General features: G+C 45.7%; 21 protein-coding genes. 16 read left to right on the top strand and 5 right to left on the bottom strand.

The features are described from left to right. The first annotated feature begins 66 nt into the window (after window positions 1–66). Complete coding sequence (gene ilvY / locus ACXAGK_RS14190) at window positions 67–939, top strand: HTH-type transcriptional activator IlvY (protein WP_474856719.1); 873 nt, start codon at window positions 67–69, stop codon at window positions 937–939. Between the two features lie 19 nt (window positions 940–958). On the opposite strand, the gene ACXAGK_RS14185 is transcribed toward ilvY, so the two are convergent. Further along, window positions 959–2,473: a YifB family Mg chelatase-like AAA ATPase gene (locus ACXAGK_RS14185; RefSeq protein ID WP_474856718.1), complete on the bottom strand. Its 1,515-nt coding sequence runs from the start codon at window positions 2,471–2,473 to the stop codon at window positions 959–961. 202 nt (window positions 2,474–2,675) lie between these two features. Further along, on the bottom strand, window positions 2,676–3,293 hold the full coding sequence (locus ACXAGK_RS14180; RefSeq protein WP_474803467.1) for a trimeric intracellular cation channel family protein: 618 nt from the start codon (window positions 3,291–3,293) through the stop codon (window positions 2,676–2,678). Window positions 3,294–3,720: 427 nt separating this feature from the next. Between ACXAGK_RS14180 and ilvD the strand changes: the two genes are divergently transcribed. Together ilvD and ilvA are read left to right on the top strand one after the other, a co-directional pair. Next, window positions 3,721–5,571, top strand: coding sequence for a dihydroxy-acid dehydratase (ilvD, locus tag ACXAGK_RS14175; protein WP_474856717.1), 1,851 nt, complete (start codon window positions 3,721–3,723; stop codon window positions 5,569–5,571). Beyond that, on the top strand, window positions 5,571–7,118 hold the full coding sequence (ilvA, locus tag ACXAGK_RS14170) for a threonine ammonia-lyase, biosynthetic (RefSeq protein WP_118491149.1): 1,548 nt from the start codon (window positions 5,571–5,573) through the stop codon (window positions 7,116–7,118). The genes ilvD and ilvA overlap by 1 nt, the downstream gene beginning before the upstream one ends. 291 nt (window positions 7,119–7,409) lie before the next feature. On the opposite strand, the gene plsB is transcribed toward ilvA, so the two are convergent. Next, the gene (gene plsB / locus ACXAGK_RS14165) at window positions 7,410–9,863 is read right to left on the bottom strand and encodes a glycerol-3-phosphate 1-O-acyltransferase PlsB (RefSeq protein ID WP_474803475.1); all 2,454 of its coding nucleotides are present in this window, start codon (window positions 9,861–9,863) and stop codon (window positions 7,410–7,412) included. Between the two features lie 279 nt (window positions 9,864–10,142). Between plsB and ACXAGK_RS14160 the strand changes: the two genes are divergently transcribed. The 6 genes from ACXAGK_RS14160 to ACXAGK_RS14135 all read left to right on the top strand — a co-directional run bounded on the left by ACXAGK_RS14160 (window position 10,143) and on the right by ACXAGK_RS14135 (window position 18,281). After that, window positions 10,143–12,425, top strand: a complete 2,283-nt coding sequence (locus ACXAGK_RS14160; RefSeq protein WP_474856716.1) for a sensor domain-containing diguanylate cyclase — start codon at window positions 10,143–10,145, stop codon at window positions 12,423–12,425. Window positions 12,426–12,598: 173 nt separating this feature from the next. After that, window positions 12,599–13,225, top strand: a complete 627-nt coding sequence (lexA, locus tag ACXAGK_RS14155) for a transcriptional repressor LexA (RefSeq protein ID WP_474803480.1) — start codon at window positions 12,599–12,601, stop codon at window positions 13,223–13,225. A 582-nt stretch (window positions 13,226–13,807) separates the two neighbouring features. Then, on the top strand, window positions 13,808–14,971 hold the full coding sequence (coxB, locus tag ACXAGK_RS14150; RefSeq protein ID WP_474803483.1) for a cytochrome c oxidase subunit II: 1,164 nt from the start codon (window positions 13,808–13,810) through the stop codon (window positions 14,969–14,971). A 10-nt stretch (window positions 14,972–14,981) separates the two neighbouring features. Further along, window positions 14,982–16,625 carry a cytochrome c oxidase subunit I gene (gene ctaD, locus ACXAGK_RS14145; RefSeq protein WP_474856715.1) on the top strand — a complete coding sequence of 548 codons (1,644 nt, stop codon included), beginning with the start codon at window positions 14,982–14,984 and terminating at the stop codon, window positions 16,623–16,625. 151 nt (window positions 16,626–16,776) lie between these two features. Beyond that, complete coding sequence (locus ACXAGK_RS14140; protein ID WP_179985293.1) at window positions 16,777–17,364, top strand: cytochrome c oxidase assembly protein; 588 nt, start codon at window positions 16,777–16,779, stop codon at window positions 17,362–17,364. Window positions 17,365–17,387: 23 nt separating this feature from the next. Next, the gene (locus ACXAGK_RS14135) at window positions 17,388–18,281 is read left to right on the top strand and encodes a cytochrome c oxidase subunit 3 (protein WP_474803488.1); all 894 of its coding nucleotides are present in this window, start codon (window positions 17,388–17,390) and stop codon (window positions 18,279–18,281) included. 16 nt (window positions 18,282–18,297) lie between these two features. Here the strand turns inward: ACXAGK_RS14135 and ACXAGK_RS14130 are convergent, their stop codons facing one another. Beyond that, window positions 18,298–18,507, bottom strand: a complete 210-nt coding sequence (locus tag ACXAGK_RS14130) for a DUF2909 domain-containing protein (RefSeq protein ID WP_474809186.1) — start codon at window positions 18,505–18,507, stop codon at window positions 18,298–18,300. A 45-nt stretch (window positions 18,508–18,552) separates the two neighbouring features. On the opposite strand from ACXAGK_RS14130, the gene ACXAGK_RS14125 reads away from it, so the two are divergent. The 6 genes from ACXAGK_RS14125 to ACXAGK_RS14100 are packed head-to-tail and all read left to right on the top strand — an operon-like array spanning window position 18,553 to window position 23,152. Then, a complete protein-coding gene (locus ACXAGK_RS14125) occupies window positions 18,553–19,257 on the top strand; it encodes an SURF1 family protein (protein WP_474856714.1) in 705 nt (234 codons plus the stop codon). Beyond that, complete coding sequence (locus ACXAGK_RS14120) at window positions 19,250–19,789, top strand: hypothetical protein (protein ID WP_179985043.1); 540 nt, start codon at window positions 19,250–19,252, stop codon at window positions 19,787–19,789. Before ACXAGK_RS14125 ends, ACXAGK_RS14120 begins: the two co-directional genes overlap by 8 nt. Window positions 19,790–19,794: 5 nt before the next feature. After that, entirely contained in the window at window positions 19,795–21,012 is a 1,218-nt protein-coding gene (locus ACXAGK_RS14115; protein ID WP_474856713.1) for a COX15/CtaA family protein, read from the top strand. Further along, complete coding sequence (gene cyoE, locus ACXAGK_RS14110) at window positions 21,005–21,922, top strand: heme o synthase (protein ID WP_474803497.1); 918 nt, start codon at window positions 21,005–21,007, stop codon at window positions 21,920–21,922. Before ACXAGK_RS14115 ends, cyoE begins: the two co-directional genes overlap by 8 nt. After that, the gene (locus tag ACXAGK_RS14105; protein WP_474856712.1) at window positions 21,919–22,563 is read left to right on the top strand and encodes an SCO family protein; all 645 of its coding nucleotides are present in this window, start codon (window positions 21,919–21,921) and stop codon (window positions 22,561–22,563) included. Before cyoE ends, ACXAGK_RS14105 begins: the two co-directional genes overlap by 4 nt. A 1-nt stretch (window position 22,564) precedes the next feature. Continuing rightward, window positions 22,565–23,152 carry a GNAT family N-acetyltransferase gene (locus ACXAGK_RS14100; RefSeq protein WP_474803502.1) on the top strand — a complete coding sequence of 196 codons (588 nt, stop codon included), beginning with the start codon at window positions 22,565–22,567 and terminating at the stop codon, window positions 23,150–23,152. A gap of 92 nt (window positions 23,153–23,244) precedes the next feature. Here the strand turns inward: ACXAGK_RS14100 and ACXAGK_RS14095 are convergent, their stop codons facing one another. Then, entirely contained in the window at window positions 23,245–24,405 is a 1,161-nt protein-coding gene (locus ACXAGK_RS14095) for a polysaccharide deacetylase family protein (protein ID WP_474856711.1), read from the bottom strand. A gap of 121 nt (window positions 24,406–24,526) precedes the next feature. Here ACXAGK_RS14095 and ACXAGK_RS14090 point away from each other — a divergent pair, with 121 nt between their 5' ends. Continuing rightward, window positions 24,527–25,873, top strand: coding sequence for an MATE family efflux transporter (locus ACXAGK_RS14090; RefSeq protein WP_474856710.1), 1,347 nt, complete (start codon window positions 24,527–24,529; stop codon window positions 25,871–25,873). The last annotated feature ends 28 nt before the right edge of the window (window positions 25,874–25,901 follow it).

Here is a 25,901-nt window from a genome sequence, read left to right as displayed (position 1 = left end):
AAAAGATTTCTTTTGTTTTGGAAAATGATATATTTGCAAGATAATATTGCATAAAGTGAAATATATATGGATTTTCGCAGTCTACAGCTCTTTAACCACCTGGCTACCAGTCTTCACTTCGGCGTCACCGCTGAGGCCATGTATGTATCGCCATCTACGTTAAGCCGTGTAATTCAGCGTCTTGAAGACGAGTTGGGCTGCACCTTGTTCAAACGGGATAACCGTAAAGTCGCGCTCACCCATAGCGGGCACAAGTTACTGTCCTTCTCAAAACAAGCGTTAGCTGATTGGCAGCAATTAAAAATTGATTTAAAAGAAGATAGCGATGCACTTCAGGGGGAACTAAGTGTATTTTGCTCGGTAACTGCCAGTCAAAGCCATTTACCCGCTATGCTAAGGCAGTTTAGGCAGCAACACCCTGGGGTCGATATACGCCTAATAACCGGTGACCCTGCTCTTGCCATAGAAAAAGTTAAAAGTAAGCAGTGTGATTTATCTATTGCTATCTATACCCCTGACATGCCGACAGATTTGCATTTCACTGCTCTTGATAACGTACCTTTGGTTCTTATTGCGCCAAAGGAATGGCGACTGACTCAGCTAAACCAGCTGGATTGGACCAAGCATCAGGTGATAATGCCTGAAACAGGGCCAACGCGACGCACTGCCTATCACTGGTTTGCCGAGCACGGTATTCGGCCGAATGTTTATGCCTATGTAGGCGGTAACGAAGCAATTGTAAGCATGGTAGCGCTAGAGTGTGGTGTAGGCTTTGTGCCAAAGGTAGTGCTCGACCACTCCAGTATGGCTAATGCGGTAACCCAAATTCAGGTTGAAGATATCGAGCCTTATGCCCTTGGCCTATGTTGTTTACAAGATAAGCAAAACGAACCGCTTATCAACGCCTTCATGCAGCTAAATTTGCATTCTCGAGGGTAAATTATTTTATTAGTTGCGCTCAGTTAGTACTGAGCTGCTTTATAAGGTTATCGAGCGCACGATAGCCCAGCGCTTCTGCGATATGAGCCCTGGATACGGCATTTTCTTCTTCAAGGTCGGCAATGGTTCTAGCCACTTTCAGCGTGCGGTGAAATACGCGCATAGATAAATTAAGTTGTTTCGCGGCTGCTTGTAAAAAGAGGAGATCTGCGTCATCTAGCAAACATATATCGGCAAGCTCACCTGCGTGCAGCGCACCATTGGGTTTGCCTTGTCGAGACTCCTGTCTTTGCCGTGCAGCGATAACCCTTTCCCGCATGTCATGCAATGAGTCATTAGGTCTATTACCCCGCTCTGGCAAGTCGTAGTCTGGAAGTCTAGGCACCTCGACTTGTATATCTATTCTATCTAGCAGCGGGCCTGACAAACGGTTTAAGTAGTTCAGCTGCTGCTGAGGTGTTAGACGGTTGTCGTCGATATCCCCAGTAGGGCTGGGGTTCATGGCCGCTACGAGTTGAAAATTTGCGGGATAGGTTGCACTTCCTGATGCACGGGATAAATGCACGTCACCGGTTTCAAGCGGTTCCCGCAATACATCCAGCGCTTTTCTACCAAACTCGGGGAGTTCGTCTAAAAACAAAATACCGTTGTGGGCCAGCGAAATTTCTCCTGGCACTGGATTAGAACCGCCACCAGTAAGCGCTATCGCAGAACTTGTGTGATGGGGCGAGCGTAAGTGGCGGGTTAGAAAACGTTCAGCATTTAGCTTTTCGCCTTTCACTGAGTGAATAGCCGCGACTTCCAATGCTTCTTCTTCACTCATATCCGGTAATAGCGACAACATTCGACTGGCAAGCAAGCTTTTACCTGTGCCTGGCGGGCCTACCATCAATAAGTTGTGAGCCCCGCTAGCTGCAACAATTAGAGCTCGTTTAGCCTGCTCTTGGCCGATAATATCGTCCCAACCCGTTGGGGAGTTACGTGATGAATGAGAAGTGAAAGGCTGGCCTTTGGCGAGCTTTTTGTTACCGGTAAGATGTTCATAGACAGATAGAAGATCAAATGCGGGAAAACGTGTGGCGTGGGAAACCAAGGCTGCTTCAACGTCGTTATCTCCTGGATATACGAGGGCTATATCTTCGTTTGCTGCCGTCATCACTACAGGAATAAGCCCGTTAACCGGTTTAATCTCACCGTTTAGCGCTAACTCGCCCACAAAGGCAATATTAAGCAGGCTAATATCTGAAATGTAACCCGATGCTGCTAAAATGCCAACGGCAATAGGAAGGTCGAACCGGCCGCCAAACTTTGGGATATCAGCTGGCGCTAAATTAACCGTTATACGTTTGGCAGGAAACTCGAAACCACTGTTAATTAGCGCGCTGCGTACCCGCTCACGGGCTTCTTTCACACTGGTTTCCGCCATACCGACCAGTTGAAAGGCAGGTAGGCCATTAGCCAAGTGAATTTCAACACTTACCTCTGGTGCTGACACTCCCTGCCCTGCAAAGGTTTTAACAACAGCCATTCCCATATTGTGAATACCCTCTCTTCTTACGCGCTCATTTTTTGCCTAATTAAAATTTCAAAACTTAGGCGCGGCCAAATAGCCAACGCACTGGGCATAAACTCTAGAGCGAGTGGGATGAAGATGTAACTGTACTAACGACGGGATTTATCGCCAATACTCATCAAACTAGGGCATTGATTGCCTAGCCAGGCAACGAAGTTAAATACTAATGTTGATCGTTGTAAAATACAGGTAGCTGCCAATGCCAGCGCATGGCGCCTAGCCTAAACAATACCGTGGTTGCAAGGGCTGCAATACCGCACCATTGGGTAGCAAGGTTAAATTCAAGTGCGATGCCATATACAATACCGCCAGCAATACAGGTCATCGCATAAAGCTCGCCGTTAAGTACCAGCGGTACTTCGCGACAGATTACGTCTCGTAATAACCCCCCAAATACGCCAGTAATGGTGCCCATTGCTACCGCTACTGCCATGCCTGTGTCGTTGGCTAAGGCTTTCTCTATGCCTACTACATTAAAAAGTGCTAGCCCAAAAGCATCGGCGATTAACAGGTAGTGAAAAGGGAAGCGTGGGCTAATTCGCAGCCAAACAATGGGAATAAAGGCGGCAATTAGCGTGGTGTACAAGTAATCGGTATCGGCAATCCAAAACACGGGCACATCTAGCATCACATCTCGCAAGGTACCGCCGCCAATGGCTGTAGCACTGGCAAGCACTACCACGCCAAATCCATCCATGCGTTTTTGATAAGCCATAAGGGTGCCTGAAATTGCACACACGGCAACGCCTGCCAGGTTTAACCAGTGAAACCAATCGAACATGCTTATTACCCTTTTACTACTCTTAAGAACTCGCTATTTCTACCGCAAAAACTTGATCAAACCGTGTGTTTCATGCTATTTGTTTGCCCAATACCAATTCGCGGTTTAGCGCGCATTGCGTTTAGGGGTAAAGCCATAGCCCCTAACGAACAACATTTCATTTTTATAATGCCAAAGGAATACGGCATTGTAAGTCAAAGATATCATATAAAACAAAGCGCTACTGATCTGTAAGCAGTAAGGCTTTGTCGCCCTTCGCTTGAACGACCTAAGATGATTTAATACATCATCAGTATGACATGCAATTTTGAGTAAAACAGCGCGTATTGGAAAACAAGCCAAAGCATTACTGGTTTACCACTGTTTTTAAGTTTCACATAAAGGTCTAGCATTAAACCCTAGCACCTAAAATTAACGGGAAGGATTTATGCCCAAGTTACGTTCTGCAACTACCACACAAGGTAGAAATATGGCCGGTGCTCGTGCGCTATGGCGTGCAACCGGAATGAAAGATTCTGATTTCGGTAAGCCTATTATTGCTATTGCTAATTCATTTACGCAGTTTGTACCTGGGCACGTTCACCTCAAAGATCTTGGTCAGCTAGTAGCGCGCAGCGTGGAAGAAGCCGGTGGTGTCGCCAAAGAATTCAATACGATAGCGGTAGATGACGGTATCGCCATGGGACACAGCGGCATGCTATATAGCTTGCCGTCTCGTGAAATCATTGCTGATGCAGTGGAGTACATGGTGAACGCACACTGCGCGGATGCCATTGTATGTATTTCTAACTGCGACAAGATCACCCCGGGAATGTTAATGGCGTCTATGCGTTTGAACGTGCCCGTTATATTCGTATCTGGCGGCCCAATGGAAGCGGGTAAAACCAAGCTTTCAGACCAGCTGATTAAACTTGATTTAGTTGACGCCATGGTAGCGGCTGCTGATGATAAAGTGAGCGATGCCGACACTGACGAAATTGAGCGCTCTGCCTGCCCTACTTGTGGGTCGTGTTCAGGTATGTTCACTGCAAACTCAATGAACTGCTTAACTGAAGCGTTAGGTTTATCACTACCGGGCAATGGCTCTATGCTGGCCACTCACGCCGACCGTGAAGGCTTATTTAAGCAAGCAGGTAAGCAAATTGTTGAGCTTTGTAAGCGTTATTATGGCGATGATGATGAAAGTGTATTGCCACGTAACATTGCTAACTTTAAAGCGTTTGAAAACGCCATGAGCCTAGACATTGCCATGGGTGGTTCAACCAATACCATTTTGCACTTGCTAGCGGCAGCGATGGAAGGTGAAGTGCCTTTCACTATGGATGATATCGATCGCTTGTCTCGCAAAGTGCCTCACTTATGTAAAGTAGCGCCGTCTACGCCAAAATATCATATGGAAGACGTTCACCGTGCCGGTGGCGTACTGGGTATTTTGAACGAGCTAAATAAAGCGGGCTTACTAAATACCGATGTTAATCACGTCTTAGGCAAGCAGCTTACTGAGGTTATCAGCGAGTGGGACATCACTAACCCTGAAAACGAAGATGCGATAACTTTTTTCCGTGCAGGTCCTGCGGGTATTCGCACTACTAAAGCCTTTAGCCAAGATTGTCGCTGGGATGAGGCCGATACCGACCGTGAAAATGGTTGTATTCGCTCTATCGACAATGCGTTTAGCCAAGAAGGTGGCTTAGCGGTGTTATACGGCAATTTGGCCGAAGATGGCTGCATTGTAAAAACAGCGGGTGTGGATGAGTCTATTCTAAAATTCAACGGCACTGCCCGTATTTACGAAAGCCAAGATGATGCGGTGGCAGGTATTTTAGGTGACGAAGTAAAAGCCGGTGACGTCGTGTTTATTCGCTATGAAGGCCCTCGCGGTGGTCCAGGCATGCAGGAAATGCTATATCCAACGTCGTATTTGAAATCGAAGGGGCTGGGTAAGCACTGCGCGCTAGTAACCGACGGGCGTTTCAGTGGTGGTACAAGCGGCTTGTCTATTGGACACTGTTCACCAGAGGCAGCCAGCGGTGGCGGTATTGGCTTAGTTGAAGACGGGGACAAGATTGAAATAGATATCCCTAACAGAAGCATCAACATCGTTATTTCAGATGAAGCACTTGCCGAGCGCCGTGCAAAAATGGAAGCAAGCGATAAGCCCTGGAAACCAAAAGATCGCGTACGCGAAGTGTCTACATCACTTAAGACCTTTGCCGCGCTAGCAACCAGTGCCGACAAAGGTGCAGTGCGCGATGTCAGTAAGTTGGAAGACTTGTAATGGAAAACGAGCACGTTAGCGACCACGAGTATTTAAAAAAGATATTACTCGCTCCCGTTTACGATGTGGCGGTGGCTAGTGAACTTTCTTATATGTCTTTGCTTTCAGCTGAGCTTGGCAATGAGATCTTTTTGAAACGAGAAGATCAGCAGCCAGTGAAAAGCTTTAAACTGCGCGGTGCCTACAACCGCATCTGCTCATTAAGTGAAGCACAGCTGCAAGCTGGCGTTATTGGCGCATCAGCGGGTAATCACGCACAGGGCTTAGCATACAGTGCAAAAATGAAGGGCATTCAAGCGACTATCGTGATGCCAGAAACCACCCCTGATATTAAAGTGGACGCTGTACGTCGTTTCGGTGGTGATAACGTAAATGTAGTCTTGCATGGCACGAGCTTCGACCAGGCAAGCAACCATGCCAAAGCGTTGTGTGATACCCACGGCTATACTTTTGTGCCTCCCTTCGACAACCCCGATGTAATAGCTGGGCAAGGTACGGTTGCACGAGAACTGTTAGAGCAAAACCCAAACCTGGATATTTTGTTTATTGCTGTTGGCGGTGGTGGCCTAGCCGCGGGAATTGCGGTGTACTTAAAGCAACTCAAACCCAGTATAAAAATTGTAGCGGTTGAGTCAGAAGAGTCGGCCTGTTTTATTAAAGCAAAAGCGCAAGGCGAGCCTACAGAGCTGGAAAGCGTAGGTATTTTCGCCGATGGCGTGGCTGTGAAAGTGATGGGGCAAGAAACTTTTCGCCTGTGTAACCGTTTAGTCGATGAAACCATTACGGTTAGCAATGATGAAATATGCGGGGCTATAAAAGATATCTTCGATGATACCCGCGTTATAGCCGAGCCTGCTGGTGCACTATCTGTAGCGGCAATTCGTAAATATGCCAAGCAACACGACCTTAAAGGTAAAAAGTTAGGCGGTATTTTATGTGGCGCAAATATTAACTTTCATACCTTGCGCTACGTGTCGGAACGCTGTGAATTAGGCGAGCAGAAAGAAGCCGTTTTTGCCGTTAAAATTCCTGAAACTAAAGGCGCGTTTAAACAGTTTTGTGAATGCGTTGGGGCAAAAGCGATTACTGAATTTAACTATCGTTACGCAAGTGAGAGCGAAGCGCATATTTTTGTTGGGGTTAAGCTAAAAGGCGGTCAACAAGAATTTGCGACCCTTCAAAGTGACCTTGAAAGTAAAGGATATGACTGCGTTAACCTAACGGATAACGAGTTAGCTAAGCTTCATGTTCGGCATATGGTAGGCGGTCGCCCGCCAACTATACTCAACGAGCAAGTGTTCAGCTTTGAGTTCCCGGAGCGCCCAGGTGCACTACTGAACTTCTTAAACACGTTAGGTGAGCAGTGGAACATTACTTTATTCCACTATCGTAACCACGGGGCTGCGGAAGGCTTGGTATTGGCTGGTTTTGATATTGCGCCAGAAAGCCGAGATGACTTTAACCAGCATGTTGCCGAGTTAGGCTATAAGGTTGAAGAAGTAACGGATAACCCTGCGTATCGCTTTTTTCTGTCGCAACCAGCATAACGTTTTGTCCGCTATGCACAGCAGCCTTCGATAGCTATACATTCAAAAGCGAAACTTAGTTCGTTTTAAACCTTTTTTCGCTTTGTATTGCTTCACGTTAAGCGCAGGTTTACCGAGGAGCGATACAAAGCGGCACTATTTCAACTTTACTATATCAGCCTCTATGGAGGCCTGGCTGAGTGCCTATTGAAATATAGGTATAAGTTAGGAATACGGCCAATAAAAAACCCATGCGGATGCATGGGTTTTTTTACGCCTTTAACAAAGCGATAGTCTTTGTTGCTTACAACGCTAATTTGCCGAATTAAGCGCAACATTTTCCAAATGCTGAATCATCTCAGGCCATATCAGCGCCATCACGTCAGCCCGCAAGGCTTCACACTCTTCCGAGTATTTTAAGCTGCCGTCTTTTTCTGAATCTAACCAATGATTATCTTTTAATGCGCCGATAAAGCTAGATAATACGTTCTTATCGTAAAACTCAGGAGAGCTTAAGCCATAAAGGGCTGATAAGCGCTCAGCAACTTGTTTACTTTCTCGCTCTAATGCACTGCGGCTAATTACTTTTTCTTTATCGAGAATAGTCAGTACTACGGCATAGCGCTGCAATGTTTCTTGCATACAGCGGCTTAATAACCAAGCAGAATGGAACTGTTTGCAGTGTGCATCTGGGGGGAGAAGCTCACCGTCTTTTTGGCGCAACAGCCCGTTGTCTAACATCGCGGTGATCAGCGCATCAGTATGCGCAAGTGCTTCATCTTGTGTTAGATGCAAAAACAGTTCTTTTTGCAGCAAAGGATAAAGTGCTGCAATGAGTTGGAAAATACTGTTCTTGGTTGCGCCCTTCTTAGCGAAGATAGACGCCATGATAAGGCCGGGTATGGCGAACAAATGCAAAATATTGTTGCGATAATAGGTTAGGTATACAGCAGATTTAGGCTGAGGGCTGATCAAACGTCCGTAATCGTCTTCTTTAACATCAAAACGACCTAATTTTAATGTATCCCGAAGCAATTCTTGTGCTGATGAATCTGGAATAGTGGCGTCATCACTAAAGGGCACTGTTTTGAACAAGTTCATGAAGTCATCCATGGCTTGTTTAAGCTCCATCTCACTCATGGTCTGCCTTTTAGAAGACAGTAAACATAGCGAAGCTAATGCCATGCCGTTAAGTGCCGCAGCGCGGTTAATGCGCGTCATGACGTTGTTAGCCAACTCATTAACGGCAGGTGTTAACCAAGCAGGCTTTTTCTCTGGCTCGGCATCGCGACAGTCGCGCCAGTTCGGCACATGGCTTTCAAGGAACTGATTAAGAGCGATAGGCTCACCAAAGTTCACATATCCATGCCCGTAATTCTTAAGCTTACGAATGGCTGAGAAAACCTGAAGGTTAGACTCTTTTTTCTTCTTTGAGCCTTTAAGCTCGTTCAAATAGCTCTTCACTTCCATCACATTTTCATAGCCAATGTAGACAGGAACAATACTAACTGGGCGGTTAACGCCTTTAAGCATGGCTTGAATTGTCATGGCCAGCATACCGGTTTTCGGTGGAATTAGGCGACCAGTACGGCTGCGTCCACCTTCAGGGTAGTATTTTACAGAGTAACCTTTGTTAAACAGCAGCTCTAAATACTCTCTAAATACCGCGGTATAGAGCTTGTTGCCTGCAAAACTACGACGTAGGAAGAATGCACCTCCTCTGCGAAACATTTTTCCAACAGGCCAGAAGTTAAGGTTGATACCCGCTGCAATGTGAGGCGTTACCATACCTTCGTGATAAATCACGTAAGTTAATAACAGATAATCCATGTGACTGCGGTGGCAAGGCACATAGATAATTTCGTGACCGTTAGCGGCCAGCTCACGTATACGCTCTGCATGACCTACGCTAATGCCGTTGTAAATCTTGTTCCAAATGCGTGTCAGCAATCTGTCACCGAAACGGATAAGCCCTTCACGATAATCTGCAGCAATCTCGGTGATATAGCTTTGAGCCCGCTCTTTAGCCTTTTCGTGGGTGACCTTTTTGCTTTTTGACTCTTCGGCGATTGCACGACGTACTGCATCTGAACCCAATACACTGTTGTTGAGTTCTTGTCGCTCTAGCAGCGTAGGGCCTGTCATACTTTGACGTTTACGTTGAAAGTGAGTACTTGCTACGCGTACAAGTTTGTGTGCGATGCTTTGGTCACTACCATGCTGATTTGACATGGCGCGCGCCGAGACAGCTTTAGAATAGTTAATAAAGTTATCACGGCCTAAAAACAGCACGATGAAAAGTTTACGTAGCCAGCTCGGTGCAGCGTTATCAGCAATTAAGTCGCTCAACCCTGGGTTACCGCGCCCTGGTGCACGACCCCAGGTTACATAAACAGGAACTACCTGTAGATCGAGGTTTTCGTGGTCTCGGTGCAAATGGAAAAGGTCAGTGAAAACGTCTTCAATGCCCGTATCTTTGGCTGATGAGCGAAAAAGAGGCTGAGTTTTACGTAAAAATAGAGTCGATGAGTACTCTCGACCTGCCAGTGTAAGCGTGTCAGTTGGGCTAGGAAGGCCCAGGTATTTAGTCGACATTCTCAGCGCAAGCTGGTCGGTCACTGAGTTAGTGGGAAGTAGATAAACAATAGGCTTGCTCTTATCTATTCCTAATTCGGTTTCAACGTTAACTGGAATACTGTGAGCTTTAACCAGTAACTTAACAGGATAATGAAATACCGACAGAAGGGCTTTTCGCATCCACGACATGAATTATGTAATCCTATGAAATAAAAACGGGTGAAGTGTAACACAATCGCGTCACAATCTCGCGACGAGCCATTGTTATTGATTTGCTTGTTTTACAGACTCCCTACCTAGCGGTAAGTTCATGAAGTTCAAAAGCGCCTGTATTTTTATATCTTCGTAACTTTGTTTAGGGTAAGGCTCACTGACCCTTTTAGCAATGCAACATTAGAAGTATTTAAATTGCTATAAGCTTTGATAATTACTACTTTTATAAGGGTTAATGAATGTGAGCATGTAGTAGTGGATGAACAAAACCGGTTAAAGACGATTGATGACTTTTTGCTCAGTGATGAGGTGCCGTTAGATCTTGACGACCTTATGGTTGTGTTAGCAGGGGCATATAAGGTGCCCATCGCGCTAATAGGAATTGTTGGTGAATTTGAAGAAACATTCAAAGCGCGATATGGAACTACACTTTCTAAAGTGAGCCGTGAGCATGCCTTTTGCAGTCGTGTTGTAGAAGAGCGCAAACAAGTTGTTGTTAACAATGCCCACGAGGACCCCAAGTTTAAAGATAATCCATTAGTCACGGGCGAGCCGCACATCTGCTTTTATGCAGGAACTCCCATTGAAATTAATGATGAGATTATTGGTGCTGTCTGTCTTATCGATACTGTTCCTCGAGAAATTGATGCCAAATATCTTGAAGTGCTGAATAGAATTGGTGCGCTTGTTAGCCAGCATATTTCTCTTTCTAAAGAGCATGAAGCACTCAAGCGTGAGCATGGGCTAATAGAAAAGTCCCCTATTGTTCTGGCTACGTGGCGAAATACTACGTCGCTCAAACTGGTTCATATCTCAAATAATAGTGAGCGCGTTTTGGGCATATCGTCCCAAGATTTACTGAGCGGTGCAGTTGAGCTTGGCGATGTTTTAACGCAGGACGCTGAGGGCGACTTTACGTTTGCCATGCAGGCGCATATGGAGGGCGTGGAAACGCATACTTGTCGTCTTCAAATAGCCACGCCCACACGTACCATTTGGGTAAGTATGATCTCTACGGCGAGTTTCCGTGAAGACGGTATGTTGTCTTCAGTTCAGGCGTTCTTATTTGACACCAGCGACCAAAAATATGTGGAAGACAAGCTCAACAAAACAAACCAGCGCATGCGGCTGTTATTGGAAGCCTCTGAATTGGGCACATGGGATTGGAATTTGGCCGCTGACGTAAACCAAGTAAACAAGCGTTGGTGTGATATCGTCGGTATGGAATATGAGTACTATGATACCAGCTCTCGCTTTTTCAGGCAGTTAATTCACCCTGCGGACTATGTAAAAGTAGAAAAACAATTAAACGAGCACATCATTGGTAAAAGTAAGGTTTTCAATACCACGTTTCGCATGAAACATACTAACGGCGCGTGGGTTTGGGTTGAAACCTATGGAAAAACCGTCGAATCTGACGTTACGGGTAAGGCTATTCGCGTTGCTGGTATTCATCGCGACATTACGCAGAGAATGGAAAGTGAGCTTCATGAGAAAAAGAAAACCCAACTACTTCAATTTATAAATAAAACCCGTGCCTCTTATCTTCAGAACAACGATTTAACCATGGCCTGCCAAACGGTATTACCCGAGCTTATTGATATCTCGGATAGTCAGTTCGCTTTCATTGGGCAAATGAAAGGTGAAGGCGATGCATCGAAGCTGTTTATTCATGCTATTTCTGAAATAGTCTGGGACAGCAGCAGCTTTACGCAATACAACGAGTACAAAAAGCGAAACTTGTATTTCAGTAGTTTCGATAACCTTTTCGGTACCACAATTTTAACCGGTGAGGTAACGATTAGTAATGCCTCAGGAAGTCATCCAAACTCAAAAGGGGTGCCCCAAGGGCACCCCCGCATTAGTCGATTTTTAGGGCTACCGATTAAGATCAAAGATAGAGTGGTGGGCATGATTGGTTTAGCCAATAAATTCGAGCCCTACACCTTCGATGATGCTGAGTTTTTGCAACCTCTATTAGATGCATTAGCCGGTCTTTTCTATGCGGTTGAACTGGAAGAATCACGCGCGATAGCTGAAGAGAAGTTGCGTAAGCTGGCCATGACTGACTCGCTAACTGGGCTGTACAATCGACGAGCTTTTGTTGATAAATGCCATCAGCTCTCTGCACAAAGCAATAGAGTGAGCGTAGCGGTAATCGATATAGACCACTTTAAAAAGGTTAACGATACTTATGGACATGATGCAGGAGACCAAGCTCTAATTTCAGTAGCCCACCTCATCGAAGAATATTATGTGGAGCCCGATATTGTTTCACGTCTTGGTGGAGAAGAGTTTGCGATAGTAGCAATTTCAGACAACAAAAGAGACGAAGAAAGGCGATTTAACAAACTTCGAGAGGCTGTTGAAAAAACAGAAGTTAAATACAAGAAAGACACGATATTCGTGACAATAAGTATTGGTGCTGTCTTTGCTGAGGATAGCTTGAATCTTGACTTTAGTGTGTTACTTTCCAAAGCTGATAAACTGCTATATACGGCGAAAAAGAATGGCCGAAATCAAGTTATTTTAGAGTAATGAAAACTTAAGGCTGCGCGAGGTTTCACGTATTTGACAGCCTTAAGCCCCCTAGTTTTTATATACTAGGTGCTAGCCCCATGCAGCTTGCTCCATAGTTTCAAGACTTTGCGCTTGTTATTTGCTTTTAGGTGTATATACTTACAGGAACTGTATGAACAGACAGGTCTTTTATGCGCCCACTCACAGCTCGACAAACTGAAGTTTTAGAACTTATTAAAACAACCATGCAAGAAACGGGAATGCCGCCTACGCGCGCGGAAATAGCTCGTCAACTTGGTTTTCGTTCTGCCAACGCAGCAGAAGAACATTTGAAGGCATTGGCGCGTAAGGGCGTAATTGAAATTTTGCCTGGTACCTCGCGTGGTATTAAGTTAAATATCCCCCTCGAGGATACTGCACCAGAAGAAGAAGGCTTGCCTCTAATAGGGCGCGTGGCGGCTGGTGAGCCAATTTTGGCGCAAGAGCATGTAGAATCCCACTACAAGGTCGACCCTGCTTTGTTTCAGCCTCAGGCAGACTTTTTACTTCGTGTAAACGGCATGAGCATGAAGGACATCGGTATCTTGGATGGCGATCTTCTTGCTGTGCATCGCACAACTGATGTCCACAACGGTCAGGTAGTGGTCGCGCGGGTGGATGAAGACGTTACGGTGAAGCGTTTAGAGAAACGCGGTCGTGAAGTTTTACTTCATGCTGAAAACGAAGAGTTTTCGCCAATTAAGGTAGACCTTGCCAGCGAGCCTTTTGCTATTGAAGGTATTGCCGTAGGTGTTATTAGAAACGCCGACTGGATGTAAGGTTTTAGCATCTTCAATCAAAAGCGGCGTATTAGCCGCTTTTTTTATGCCTTTTAGTACCATATTTTAGTTAATTTTCTTAGGTTAGCGTTTGTTAGTATGTCTCAAAACTACGAAATCTGGCATCACCATTGTGCGAAAGATATGCGCTATTTGGCCCGAGAATGAATTGGCTAATACACATTTATTATTTGAAAGTTTGTTTGAAAAATAGGACGAGCGATGTGTTAATTGTTGATTTTATGACCAAATGAAGCTTCATCCTCATCAACACCCCGTTCAAAATGCGCGTTTGATTTTTTAAGCGCCGCGAGCACGCCCAATATCCTCTCCAACAAAATTGTAACGTAAGCCTGCCACAAGAAATGGTTAAAAATTAGCCTCTTCATTAAATTTTTAATAGAAAAGACTAGACGACACGGCATTATTGCGCAATTCTTATACAGAGATTAACAAAATAATAACAATGACTCTAAATTTGTTTTACAAGTTGAGGTGATGGGTCAATCGTTCGCAAACCATTTGGTAGGGCAGCGCGCAAAATAATCAGCGTTTTTGGTCTTGCTATTACGGAGGTGCTGAGTGAAACAACTAACGACCGTTTTTGCAAAGTGGTGTTCAATAATACCATTTTTGCTTTTCTCCCCTTTGCTTCTTGCACAAGAAGTTAGTGAAGAAGCCTCTTCGCTTAATTTGAGACGCGGTGCTACCGACATCAGTGGGCAGGTCTATGATCTGCATATGTTGATGTTCTTCATTTGTGTAGGTATCGCGGTTGTAGTTTTTGGCGTGATGTTCGCCTCAATGTATCTGCATAGAAAGTCTCGTGGCGCCAAGCCCGCTAACTTTCATGAGAACGTGAAGGTTGAAATAGCGTGGACCGTTGTACCTTTTCTTATTCTCATCTTTATGGCTGTGCCTGCGGCAAACACGCTTATTGCGATGGAAGACACGTCTGAGCCTGACATGACTGTGCTAGTAACAGGCTCACAGTGGAAGTGGCACTACAAGTACATGGACAGCGACGTAGAATTTTACTCACTGCTTGCTACTCAGCGTGAGCAAATAGAGAACAAATTTCAAAAAACCGACAATTATCTGCTTGAAGTTGACCGTCCGTTAGTTATTCCAACTGGGAAAAAAGTACGTTTTCTTATTACCTCTGACGACGTTATCCATTCGTGGTGGGTCCCGGATTTTGCTGTGAAAAAAGATGCCAACCCGGGCTTTATTAACGAGTCTTGGGCCAAAGTGAATGAGCCTGGTATTTATCGCGGACAGTGCGCAGAGCTTTGTGGAAAAGACCACGGCTATATGCCGGTTGTGGTGATTGCTAAAGAGCCAGCTGAATTTGATAAATGGATGGGTGAACAAGAAGAAATTGTTCGCAAAGCAAAAGAAGAAGAGCAGCGTCTACTTTCTATGAATATGTCTATGGATGAATTGATGAAAGAAGGCGAGCGCGTTTACAACGCTACGTGTGCAGCGTGCCACATGCCAAATGGTGAGGGTTTACCAGGTGTATTCCCAGCACTTAAAGGCAGCAAGATGGCGTTAGAGGATCAGCAAGGTCACATCGACATTGTACTTCATGGTAAGGCGGGTACAGCCATGCAAGCGTTTAGCAAAATGCTGAGCCTTAAAGAAATTGCTGCGGTAGTCACTTACGAGCGCAATGCGTGGGGCAATAACACGGGCGATATGGTGCAGGCCAAAGACGTCAATGCAGTGGCAAACGGAAACTAGGAGCAGACAAATGAGCAAAGCAACTGAAGTTATTTCGCCAGATACCTCTGCGCCTCACAGTGGTCAAGTAAATGGCGATCATCTACATGATGACCATGAACATCACGACCATATTCCTAAAGGAATAACGCGCTGGCTGTTTACCACTAACCACAAAGACATAGGCACACTGTATCTGTGGTTTGCCTTCATCATGTTTTTGGTTGGCGGCGCAATGGCCATGGTTATTCGCGCTGAATTGTTTCAGCCCGGCCTACAAATTGTAGAACCAAATTTCTTCAATCAAATGACCACTGTGCACGGGCTTATCATGGTGTTTGGTGCTGTAATGCCTGCCTTTACAGGGCTCGCAAACTGGCTCATCCCCATGATGATCGGCGCCCCAGATATGGCATTGCCGCGCATGAATAACTGGAGCTTTTGGATTTTACCTGGCGCTTTTTTAATTCTGCTTAGCTCGCTATTTATGGAAGGTGGCGGCCCTGCCTTCGGTTGGACTTTTTATGCGCCGCTCTCAACAACCTACAGTGGCGATTCGACAGCATTGTTTGTGTTCTCTGTTCACATTATGGGTATCTCATCCATTATGGGTGCGATTAACGTGATAGTGACCATCTTTAATATGCGTGCGCCAGGCATGACTTGGATGAAAATGCCGCTATTTGTATGGACGTGGCTTATTACAGCGTTCTTGCTGATTGCGGTAATGCCAGTGCTTGCTGGCGCGGTGACCATGGTATTGACAGACAAGTTTTTCGGAACCAGCTTCTTTGATGCTGCAGGTGGTGGCGACCCGGTGATGTTCCAGCATATTTTCTGGTTCTTCGGGCATCCTGAAGTCTACATTATGATCTTGCCCGCTTTCGGCATTATTTCTCAAATTGTCCCTACCTTTTCTAGAAAACAACTGTTTGGCTATGCCTCTATGGTTTACGCCACGGCGTCTATCGCACTGCTTTCTTTTGTAGTTTGGGCTCACCATATGTTTACCACGGGCATGCCGGTGTACATGGAAATGTTCTTCATGTTTGCCACCATGCTTATCTCGGTACCAACTGGGGTAAAAGTGTTTAACTGGGTAGCGACCATGTGGCGTGGTTCACTAAGCTTTGAAATGCCAATGATGTTCGCTATTGCTTTTATCGTGCTGTTTACCATTGGTGGACTATCTGGACTAATGCTGGCGATAACACCTGTGGACTTCCAGTACCACGATACCTACTTTGTTGTGGCTCACTTTCACTATGTTCTGGTAACAGGGGCGGTCTTTTCAATTATGGCGGCCGTGTATTACTGGCTGCCTAAATGGACAGGCAAAATGTACGACACTACTTTGGCTAAATGGCATTTCTGGTGTTCTTTAGTATCGGTAAATGTCTTGTTCTTCCCTATGCACTTTGTGGGTTTGGCAGGTATGCCACGCCGTATTCCTGACTATGCATTGCAGTTCGCTGATTTTAATAAATGGATAAGCTTGGGTGGTTTTGCCTTCGGTTTATCTCAGCTCATCTTTCTTGCCCTGCTTATTAAGGCGTGCAAAAAGCAAGGTGAAGCAGTATCGGCGCAAGTTTGGGACGGCGCTGAAGGGTTGGAATGGGAAATTCCATCACCTGCGCCTTACCATACGTTTGAAACTCCGCCTGTCGTCAAGTAACGATAGGTGGGATTTGTGAATTGACCATTCTTGTAAAGCGCTAAAATGCAGCGGTAAGGATGGTATTCACACATTGCAGGTGGTGAGGGAGATAAGCGGCTAAAAAAGCGTTTACCAAGCTTCACTTTTGGAGTTACTCGGAGGTTGCGTGATGTCACAGCAAAGTGCAAATAACAAAATGGTTATCAAGCTTGTTGCTATTGTCATAGGCATGTTTGGCTTTGGCTTCGCTTTGGTTCCCTTGTATGACGTATTCTGTGACGTAGCGGGAATTAATGGCAAAACCGAGAACACGGCAGCCGTTTACCAATCAGTTGAGATTGATGAATCGCGAGAAGTGACCGTAGAATTTATTACTCGCACAAATACCGGTATGCCGTGGGAGTTTCGCGCTGAAACCAAGCGTGTGAAAGTGCACCCCGGCGAGCTAAACACGGTATCGTTTTATGTGAGAAATCCTGCATCAAGTAATATCGTCGCCCAAGCCATTCCCTCTGTATCCCCTGGCACAGCAGCGCTCTATCTGAATAAAACGGAATGCTTCTGCTTCAATCAGCAGCCACTTGATGCGGGGAGTGAGGCCTATATGCCTATGCAGTTCTACGTAGACCCGCAGCTTCCTGAAGATATAACCTTTTTTACCTTGCAGTACACACTCTATGACGTCACAGCGCGAGCCAGTGACCTAACGACAACACCGAATCCCTTTATGGCTTCGACACCATCAACTGGCGAATAAGCAGAAGGGGTAAGGAGAAGAAAATGCAAACCGAAGTACAGAATCACGAATATCAAAAATACTATGTACCAGCGCAAAGCCCATGGCCCATTGTAGGGGCCGTCGCTCTATTTCTTATCGCTGTAGGTGCAGGCAACTATGTGGTGCAGGCGACCAAAGGCGAAACCGGCTATGGCGGTCATATCCTTTTAGCGGGAATAGCCGTATTGCTGATTATGCTAGTGGGCTGGTTTAAAAACCAAATTGATGAGTCTATGGCTGGGCTTTACAGCGACCAGCTGGGGCGTTCATATCGACAAGGCATGAGCTGGTTTATTTTCTCTGAAGTAATGTTTTTCGCCGCGTTTTTCGGTGCGCTTTACTACGCACGGTTTATCTCGGTTCCATGGCTTGGTGGCGCATCGAATAACGCTATGACCAATGAAGTCTTATGGCCGACTTTTGAGGCAATCTGGCCGCTGGTATCAACGCCAGGCGGCACTACCACACAAGAAATGAGTGCTGCGGGTTTACCCACAATCAACACGGTTATCTTGCTTATCTCATCAATCACACTGCACTTCGCTCATGTGGGTCTAGAGCAAAACAAACGCAAGCAGTTGACCCTAATGCTAGGCATTACCATTTTACTCGGGTGTGGGTTCCTGTTTTTACAGGTGGAAGAGTACATTCATGCTTATCGCGACTTGGGGCTTACGCTTCAGTCAGGCATTTATGGCAACACCTTCTTTATGCTTACAGGGTTTCACGGTATGCATGTGACCCTCGGTACCATCATTCTTATTGTATTATTTTTTAGAGTGTTGAAGGGGCACTTCACACCAGAAAACCACTTCGCTTTTCAGGCGGGAAGCTGGTATTGGCACTTTGTAGATGTAGTGTGGGTCATGCTCTATCTCTTCGTTTACGTGCTTTAGAAACAACACCCCAAACTCAATAAGGCCTTGGGTTTGGGGTAATTAAACCGGTACCAATAGCAATAAGAATAATAATAACAATGACGGCAGAAGTGAGCACTCGTCGACCAATATACTTACTCATTGGCCCCTTAGATGTGTCGTTTTTTATCATGATGCGCATCGCCATGAACAGATTAACAATCATGTACAGTACCAACGCAACAAGGACTATTTTTATCAACATACTCACCTCAGTTTTTATTCTCATTTTGCAGGGTGCGAGATAATCATGCTTTTTCGCACTCGCCACGTTATTCCTTGGTTACTCACAGGCTTTAGTGTGGCGATTATGTGCGGGTTAGGTTACTGGCAACTTGATCGCATGGTTCAAAAGCAACAACGTTTAGCTAGCATAGCGCAAAAGCAAAGTAATGGAACCTTGAGTTTAGAAGAGGCGCTGAACCACACAGATCCGAGAGATATCACCGTTTCTTTCAGTGGTTCCTTAGATGCAAATCACGTATTGCTTTTAGATAACCAGATTTACAATCAACGGGTAGGGTTTGACGTGATAGCGCCGGTATATACCAATGCCGGTTGGCTTTTAGTGAACTTTGGCTGGGTGCCCTCACCAGATTTAACTCGCACTTTGCCGGATATAAGTTTAACGAGCGAAATTCGCGATTTTACCGGTGTCATCAGTGTTCCGGGTAATAACCCTTTAGTTAAAGAAACCAACATGGCCTTGGCGCAAAGCCCTGCGCTTGTTCAGCACATCGAATTTCCCGAATTAAACGACGCCTTAGAGCGAAATTTTTTACCTTTTATTCTCCAGCTTACTACGCCTGACCCAGCGTTTATTCGCGAACATCAGGCCGTTGTAATGTCTCCCGAAAAGCACCTGGGTTATGCCGTTCAGTGGTTTGGTTTAGCCATTGCCGCTGCGGCCATAGGTGGTTTTGCAATTAATAAGAAAGGACGTAGTTATGAGTAATGCTGCTTCGAAAAAAACGTTAATTATCATGGTAGCTGTGTTTGTTTTGCCTGTTGTCATGGCGAAGCTTGCACTTGACAACGATTGGTTTACCAAAGGCGCTACTAATAAAGGTCAGCTGCTTGCGCCAACAATCGACATGAGTGCACTTTTGAAAGATGCAGAGCCTAAGTGGCGTTTACTTTACGTCATGCCGAATGAGTGCGATGCAGTGTGTGAAAACGCACTATTTAGCATTAACCAAGTATGGCTTGCTTTAGGTAAAGAGTCTGATCGCGCCCAAGCCGTGGTCGTTACAAGCGATTCAAGTGATCAAGTAGCGATAGCAGCCTTAGCGGACTACCCCTTTGTAGAAACCTTGCCGGTTACCACGCCAACCGCCCTCGCCTCTAGCAGTGTTTATATCGTCGATACTCAAAATAACGCCATGCTCTTTTACGAAATTAAAGACGATAGAAAAGACGCGGTGATGGAAAGCCGTAACATGCTGGCGGACATGAGAAAGCTATTAAAGCTATCACGCATAGGATAAACGCTATGAAAAAGTTAACCCTATTCAGTATATTTTTAGCTGCTGTTGTTATCATTTTAGGTGCCTATACCCGTTTGACCGATGCCGGATTAGGCTGCCCGGATTGGCCTGGGTGTTACGGAAACTTAACCGTCCCCTTAAGTGAAGAAAAGGTAGCACAGGCAAACGCCGCATACCCAGAGCGTCCGGTAGAAGCATTTAAGGCGTGGAATGAGATGATCCACCGCTACTTTGCAGGAACCTTAGGGCTATGTGTACTGGCTATTGCCATTATTGCTGTTCGGCAGCGCGACAAAGGCACGCCCGTTAAATTACCACTGTTACTGCTGGGGCTTATTATCTTCCAGGCTGCACTTGGTATGTGGACAGTGACGCTCAACCTGCTTCCCGTTGTTGTAATGGGGCATTTGTTAGGAGGCTTCTCCGTAATATCCTGCCTATTTATTCTCTATCTTCGCTTGCGCAATACCGCAGGCGGTGCACCGAAAACTAAACAAGCGCCCATAGCGTCAGCTATGCATGTTCAGGGCATTGTCGACTTACCTCAAGCTAGAGCCTTTCAGCGAAACCTCAAACTTTTCGCCTTTGTTGGACTCGGCGTACTTGTTACGCAGATTGCTCTGGGAGGGTGGACTTCGGCAAATTATGCGGCCTTAGCTTGTACGGAAATGCCGGTTTGTGAAAGCGGTTGGCAGGAACGAATTGATTTGGCAGGCGCATTCAGTGTGCCTGATGCAGACAACTATGAATTCGGTGCTCACGATTACGGCGAGCGAGTCACTATGCACATAGTGCATAGGTTCGGTGCGGTCATTACGTTTTTATACTTGCTAGCACTGGGTATCAGTGTGTTGGTAAGCCGCCATACCTCAAGTAAACAAAAATATGTGAGCGCGTTTATGTTGGTAGCCTTGTGTACGCAGGTGGCATTAGGGCTTAGCAACATTATCTTTATGCTGCCATTGGCTGTCGCTGTAATGCATAATGCAGTAGCAGCCGTGTTACTTCTTTCCCTACTCAACCTCATTTTTACCGTATTTCTGGCACTAGAAAACGATAACGTCTTTGGTACAGAAAAACGAAGAACAGACTCATTCTCAGGCTCGAAACCACTGCAGGGGGCAGGTGCATTTAGCATACATGAAGCGCCTTTGCAGGGCCCATTTAACGCGTCAACGTCTTCTCATATTCTCCCTAAAGCTCCAGGAGGTTTCCATGGCTAAATCGGTCTCTTTACATGCGCGTACTTCACGCAAGCACAATGTAGTCACGTGGCGAGATTACTATGAAATGACTAAGCCTAATGTCGTCATGTTGTTGCTGTTAACCGCGTTAGTGGGAATGTGCTTAGCTACGCCTACTTGGGTAAACGCAACTGTGCTCATCTGCGGCTTATTGGGTATTGGTATGTTGTCTGCGTCTGCTGCCGTTATTAATCACGTTGTCGACCATAAAATAGACAGCGTCATGGCACGTACGTTTAATCGGCCTGTCGCGAAAGGCAAAGTCAGTATAAACAACGCGCTGTGGTTTGCCGGTATCTTAGGTGTGGTAGGGTTCGTGGTGTTGGCCTTATTTGTAAATATGTTAACCGCGTGGTTAACCCTAGCAAGTTTAGTGGGCTACGCGTTTATCTACACTATGTACTTAAAGCGAGCGACACCGCAAAATATCGTGATTGGCGGTTTAGCTGGGGCAGCTCCACCACTTTTAGGTTGGACTGCGGTTACCGGGGAAATACATGCCCATGCATTACTTTTGGTACTGATTATTTTTACTTGGACCCCTCCCCACTTTTGGGCCCTCGCCATCCATAGAGAAAAAGACTATGCCAAAGCGAAGGTGCCTATGCTGCCAGTCACACATGGTGTTTCATTTACGAAAACTTCAGTATTGTTATATACAGTGTTGCTAGGACTTGTGTGCCTGCTTCCCTACCTTACAGGTATGAGTGACCTCATTTATTTAATTGGCTCAAGCATGCTTAACATTGGATTTTTATATTATGCTTTAAAGCTAAAATTTGATGCACAGCCTCAAACAGCAATGAAAACTTTTAGGTTCTCTATTATTCATCTCATGGTATTGTTTGTAGTATTACTCTTAGATCACTACATTCCATTGAGTTTATGAACCAACGAACTATTGTCGGCCTTGTAGCATTTTTAGCGTTGTGTGCGGGCATTGTCGGGGCGCTTTATATCGCGCCTCCAAGTGTTGAAAGTCAGCCTGAATACTTTCAAACCTACCCTGAGCCAAGAGCATTATCACCTTTCACACTAACGTCACATGAAGGTGACGTATTCGATAATTCCTCGCTCAAAGGCCAATGGAGCTTAGTATTTGTGGGCTATACATTTTGCCCAGATATTTGCCCCACGACCATGGCCGAGTTAAACGAAATATACCCTGAACTAAAGGCATTAAATACTGTCGAACCAATTCGAGTTGTATTTGTATCCGTTGATCCGAATCGCGATTCAATAGAAAGACTTTCAGAGTATGTGAGCTATTTTAATGAGGAGTTCATCGCCGTTACCGGAGAGCACAAAGCGCTATTCCCGTTCGTACGTAATTTAGGGATGATGTATGCTATTGCTGAAAGTACCGATAACCCCAACTATTTAGTTGATCACAGTGCATCTGTTGTACTTGTCGACCCTGATGCTAGGGTGATAGGAAGATTCAAACCAAAAAGAGAGCCAGGAAAGCTATCGATAAGTGATTCTCAGCAAATATTGGCAGATATGCCGATAATTACCTCGAAGCAGTAGTATGGAAATAGAAATTAGGCAAGGTGTGGCATCTGATGCCGCGCAAACTACGCCGCTCATATTGAACGCGGCGCAGTCATTATTAACGTCTATTTTTGGACATAATAAGAATAAAACAGCCGATGGCTACCTTGCTCATGCTTGGGAACTAGGCGGCGGTCAGTATGGCTTCAACAATCATTGGGTGGCATGCAGTGGTGACGAAGTGCTAGGTGTGGTAACTGCTTGGCATAGCAAACTGGGTGCCGCATTTGATAGAGCAACCCTAGACAGCATTACGTCATACTTTACGCTTGATGAAGCTATGACAGTACTCATGCGTAACCAAACAGTAGCGGTAAACCTTACGCCCCCCACCAATACTGAACTAATGATTGGACACCTTTCCGTTGAAGAAAGCGCCCGACGAACCGGGGTGGGCTCTATGCTGATGGATGCTATGCAGGTGCGAGCGGAAAAACTCAAGAAACGTAAGCTTGTGCTCGATGTTGAAGTATCGAACGTGTCGGCTATCCGTTTTTATCAACACCATGACTTTGTGGAAGAGTCTATTAATAAAGGCTTTATCCGCTTTGCTCGTCCAGTTTAGGTAAACGTTTCCTTATGTAAGCGCGAGTTCATTGACGCGAACTCGCGCGAGCCCCACATCAGGCTAATTCCAAGTCAAAATTTTTAATTTACTTAGTCAGGATAATTGCCACTTTTATCTGCTACAAAGAAAGGCGTTGAGTACCAATAATACCGTCCAGCTTGAGTATTGGATGGTGCTGTACAGTTCACCCGTGAACGTCCCACGGGAAGTGTTTCCGAAAGACTAAACCTAAGCACATTACCTTCAACATTTGTCTTTATAGGGTCGCCGGCGAAAAAGCAATTTACTTGGGTAAGGCGCACATCATCACTGTCTATGGTTAAGCTTATCGGCGATGATAGCTTTCGCGTTGTCATACGAGGGTTTTCATGTGAACTGTGCGTTACTGGCATAGCAAGGCTATTAAGCTTGGTCTTGAGCGTTGCCAAATTTGCGTAAGGACCTGCCGCTGGAAACCGTGGAAGGGCTTGCATGTCGCTAGATGGGCCTACAGCCCCAGAGTGCTGTCCAAATCCAACATAACCTTCAGTTTTGAGCTTATTAGCAAGCGCGGTGTTGTACTCGCCAAACGGGTACGCTAAATATTTAAGGTTAATATCCAGCTTATCTTCTATTTTCTTTTCAGCACTTTCTACGTTTTCCCACACTTTTTTCAGCCATGCGCGCTCACCCATCGCTTGCTCACCGTTTAGCATATGAAGGTGATCTAGCGTATGGTTGGCAAAAGTAACGCCGTTGTTGTGCATGGCAATTACTTGCTCCCACGTTAGCTGCTTCGGGCCTACGCCAATTTCATCGGGATTGATAAACACTGTGTATGGAAAGCCAAGGTCAGCCAGAATAGGATGAGCATTGTGTAAGATATTCGCGTAACCATCGTCAAACGTTATAGCCACTGCTTTTTCGGGCAGTGTTTTATTGTGTTGTATTGCTTCAACAACGTCCTTTAGCGAAACAACAGTGTGGTGTTTGTCCAAGTATTCCATGTGCGATCTAAAGGCTTCAGGAGAAATACTAGTGCTGGCCGGTGTTGAAGACGACACATGGTGGTAAAGCAAAATGGCCGCGTTAGGCGTGGCACTCGTACTAGAATCTGAAGCGAAGCTAGGCGAGGCCAGCAACATATTGAAGAGCCCCAACAACGTTAAAGAAAAGATCTTCAAACGCGAGCGAATCATCATTCTATTTTGAATTACATTGTTGGTTTTCATATCATCATCCACTGAGTGCCTGAACAAATTCAATAGCATGGTAAACTTCAAAATTACGCAAATTGGCCAATATTATATTTGGTCACGCAGGTAAGTTTTTACTTATGCTGTTGCCTAGGTTGATAGTATATAGCGAAATTAACCCCTACTGAGATCATTTATGCCCCGTTCCCAAGTAACTCAGCGCTCTTTTTTTGACGACCATTCCCGTCTGTTGGCGTTAGCGCTTCCCATGATCTTAGCAAATATTACCACGCCCCTATTGGGCTTGGTTGATACCGCAGTTTTGGGGCATATGTCTTTACCTGCAATGCTTGCGGGAGCATCGGTAGGCGCACTAATTCTAACGCAAATATACTGGGTGTGCGGATTTCTTCGCATGTCTTCAACGGGCTTAAGTGCACAAGCTAAAGGTTCGCCGAATAACACGTTAGAGTCAGCAAAAGTGTTGTGGCAAACGGTGGCTGTTGCCTTGGTATTGGGGGCATCGGTACTTGCTCTTCAATCTCCCATTTTGTCTATAGGCTTAGCTCTGACTCAGCCAAACAGTGACGTCGCCCTTCACCTTCAACACTATTTCTCGACGCGGGTATGGGGTGCGCCAGCGGCTATGCTGAACTTGGCATTGGTTGGATGGCTTGTCGGGCAGCAAAAAACGCGCAGCGTCATGGCTATTCAAATAGTGGGAAATTTATTAAATGCGGCACTCGATGTGGCGTTTGTGTTCGGTCTTGGTTTGTCCGTGGCTGGCGTAGCGCTGGCCAGTGTTATCGCTGAATACACCATGGCTATAATGGCGTTCGCCGTGGCGCTTAAGTGCGTTGGCGGTGTAGCCGTAAGTACATCGTGGTTCAACCGTGCTGCTCGGAAAGTACTGATGAAGCTTAACGGTGACATGCTATTACGAAACCTGGCACTGCAAGGCTGCCTAGCGTTCCTCACTATTCAAGGGGCCCGTTACGGTGAAACGTCGGCGGCCGTCAATGCTATACTCATGCAGTTTTTTGTTCTAATTGCATTGGGGCTTGATGGTATTGCGTATGGCGTGGAAGCGCTGGTCGGTGAAGCCAAAGGGGCGTCTGACAGCAGCGAAGTGAAACGACGCACCTACCAAGGGTTAGTCTGGTCGAGTATTTTTGCTCTTATTTATAGCTTGATATTTTTCGCTGGCGGTGAGGCTATTATTACGTTACTTACGGAGCATAGTGACATTGTAGATGCTGCGCTACCTTATCTTGGCCTAATGGTATTACTTCCTTTATTAGCGCATTGGTGTTTTTTGTACGACGGCGTGTTTGTTGGTCTCACTCGAGCCAGCGCCATGAGAAATACCATGATAATAAGTGCTTTAGGTGTATATTTCCCTGTTTGGTATCTCACGCAAGACCAAGGTAATGTTAGCCTGTGGTACGCCCTACTCGGCTTTTTACTCGCTCGCGGCGTGACACTGGCGTGGAGTTTTTATCGTTTAGATAAACGCGGTGAACTAGCTACATCGCAAAGTTAGCGTTTTTGGAGCGTATCGTTGACCTTAT

The sequence above is a fragment of the Alteromonas sp. ABM1_013 genome (assembly GCF_056160505.1).
Note: the sequence above shows the minus strand (reverse complement) of the source record. Positions and strands in the feature narration are given on the sequence as shown.

Excerpts from the sequence above, each read along its gene's own strand:
- ACXAGK_RS14140 (WP_179985293.1), top strand. The coding sequence starts at position 16,777 with ATGTCACAGCAAAGTGCAAATAACAAAATGGTTATCAAGCTTGTTGCT.
- ilvY (WP_474856719.1), top strand. The coding sequence starts at position 67 with ATGGATTTTCGCAGTCTACAGCTCTTTAACCACCTGGCTACCAGTCTT.
- ACXAGK_RS14130 (WP_474809186.1), bottom strand. The coding sequence starts at position 18,507 with ATGTTGATAAAAATAGTCCTTGTTGCGTTGGTACTGTACATGATTGTT.
- ACXAGK_RS14115 (WP_474856713.1), top strand. The coding sequence starts at position 19,795 with ATGAAAAAGTTAACCCTATTCAGTATATTTTTAGCTGCTGTTGTTATC.
- ACXAGK_RS14135 (WP_474803488.1), top strand. The coding sequence starts at position 17,388 with ATGCAAACCGAAGTACAGAATCACGAATATCAAAAATACTATGTACCA.
- ACXAGK_RS14090 (WP_474856710.1), top strand. The coding sequence starts at position 24,527 with ATGCCCCGTTCCCAAGTAACTCAGCGCTCTTTTTTTGACGACCATTCC.
- plsB (WP_474803475.1), bottom strand. The coding sequence starts at position 9,863 with ATGTCGTGGATGCGAAAAGCCCTTCTGTCGGTATTTCATTATCCTGTT.
- ilvD (WP_474856717.1), top strand. The coding sequence starts at position 3,721 with ATGCCCAAGTTACGTTCTGCAACTACCACACAAGGTAGAAATATGGCC.
- ACXAGK_RS14125 (WP_474856714.1), top strand. The coding sequence starts at position 18,553 with ATGCTTTTTCGCACTCGCCACGTTATTCCTTGGTTACTCACAGGCTTT.
- lexA (WP_474803480.1), top strand. The coding sequence starts at position 12,599 with ATGCGCCCACTCACAGCTCGACAAACTGAAGTTTTAGAACTTATTAAA.
- ACXAGK_RS14120 (WP_179985043.1), top strand. The coding sequence starts at position 19,250 with ATGAGTAATGCTGCTTCGAAAAAAACGTTAATTATCATGGTAGCTGTG.
- ACXAGK_RS14185 (WP_474856718.1), bottom strand. The coding sequence starts at position 2,473 with ATGGGAATGGCTGTTGTTAAAACCTTTGCAGGGCAGGGAGTGTCAGCA.
- ctaD (WP_474856715.1), top strand. The coding sequence starts at position 14,982 with ATGAGCAAAGCAACTGAAGTTATTTCGCCAGATACCTCTGCGCCTCAC.
- ACXAGK_RS14095 (WP_474856711.1), bottom strand. The coding sequence starts at position 24,405 with ATGCTATTGAATTTGTTCAGGCACTCAGTGGATGATGATATGAAAACC.
- ACXAGK_RS14105 (WP_474856712.1), top strand. The coding sequence starts at position 21,919 with ATGAACCAACGAACTATTGTCGGCCTTGTAGCATTTTTAGCGTTGTGT.
- ACXAGK_RS14180 (WP_474803467.1), bottom strand. The coding sequence starts at position 3,293 with ATGTTCGATTGGTTTCACTGGTTAAACCTGGCAGGCGTTGCCGTGTGT.
- cyoE (WP_474803497.1), top strand. The coding sequence starts at position 21,005 with ATGGCTAAATCGGTCTCTTTACATGCGCGTACTTCACGCAAGCACAAT.
- ACXAGK_RS14100 (WP_474803502.1), top strand. The coding sequence starts at position 22,565 with ATGGAAATAGAAATTAGGCAAGGTGTGGCATCTGATGCCGCGCAAACT.
- ilvA (WP_118491149.1), top strand. The coding sequence starts at position 5,571 with ATGGAAAACGAGCACGTTAGCGACCACGAGTATTTAAAAAAGATATTA.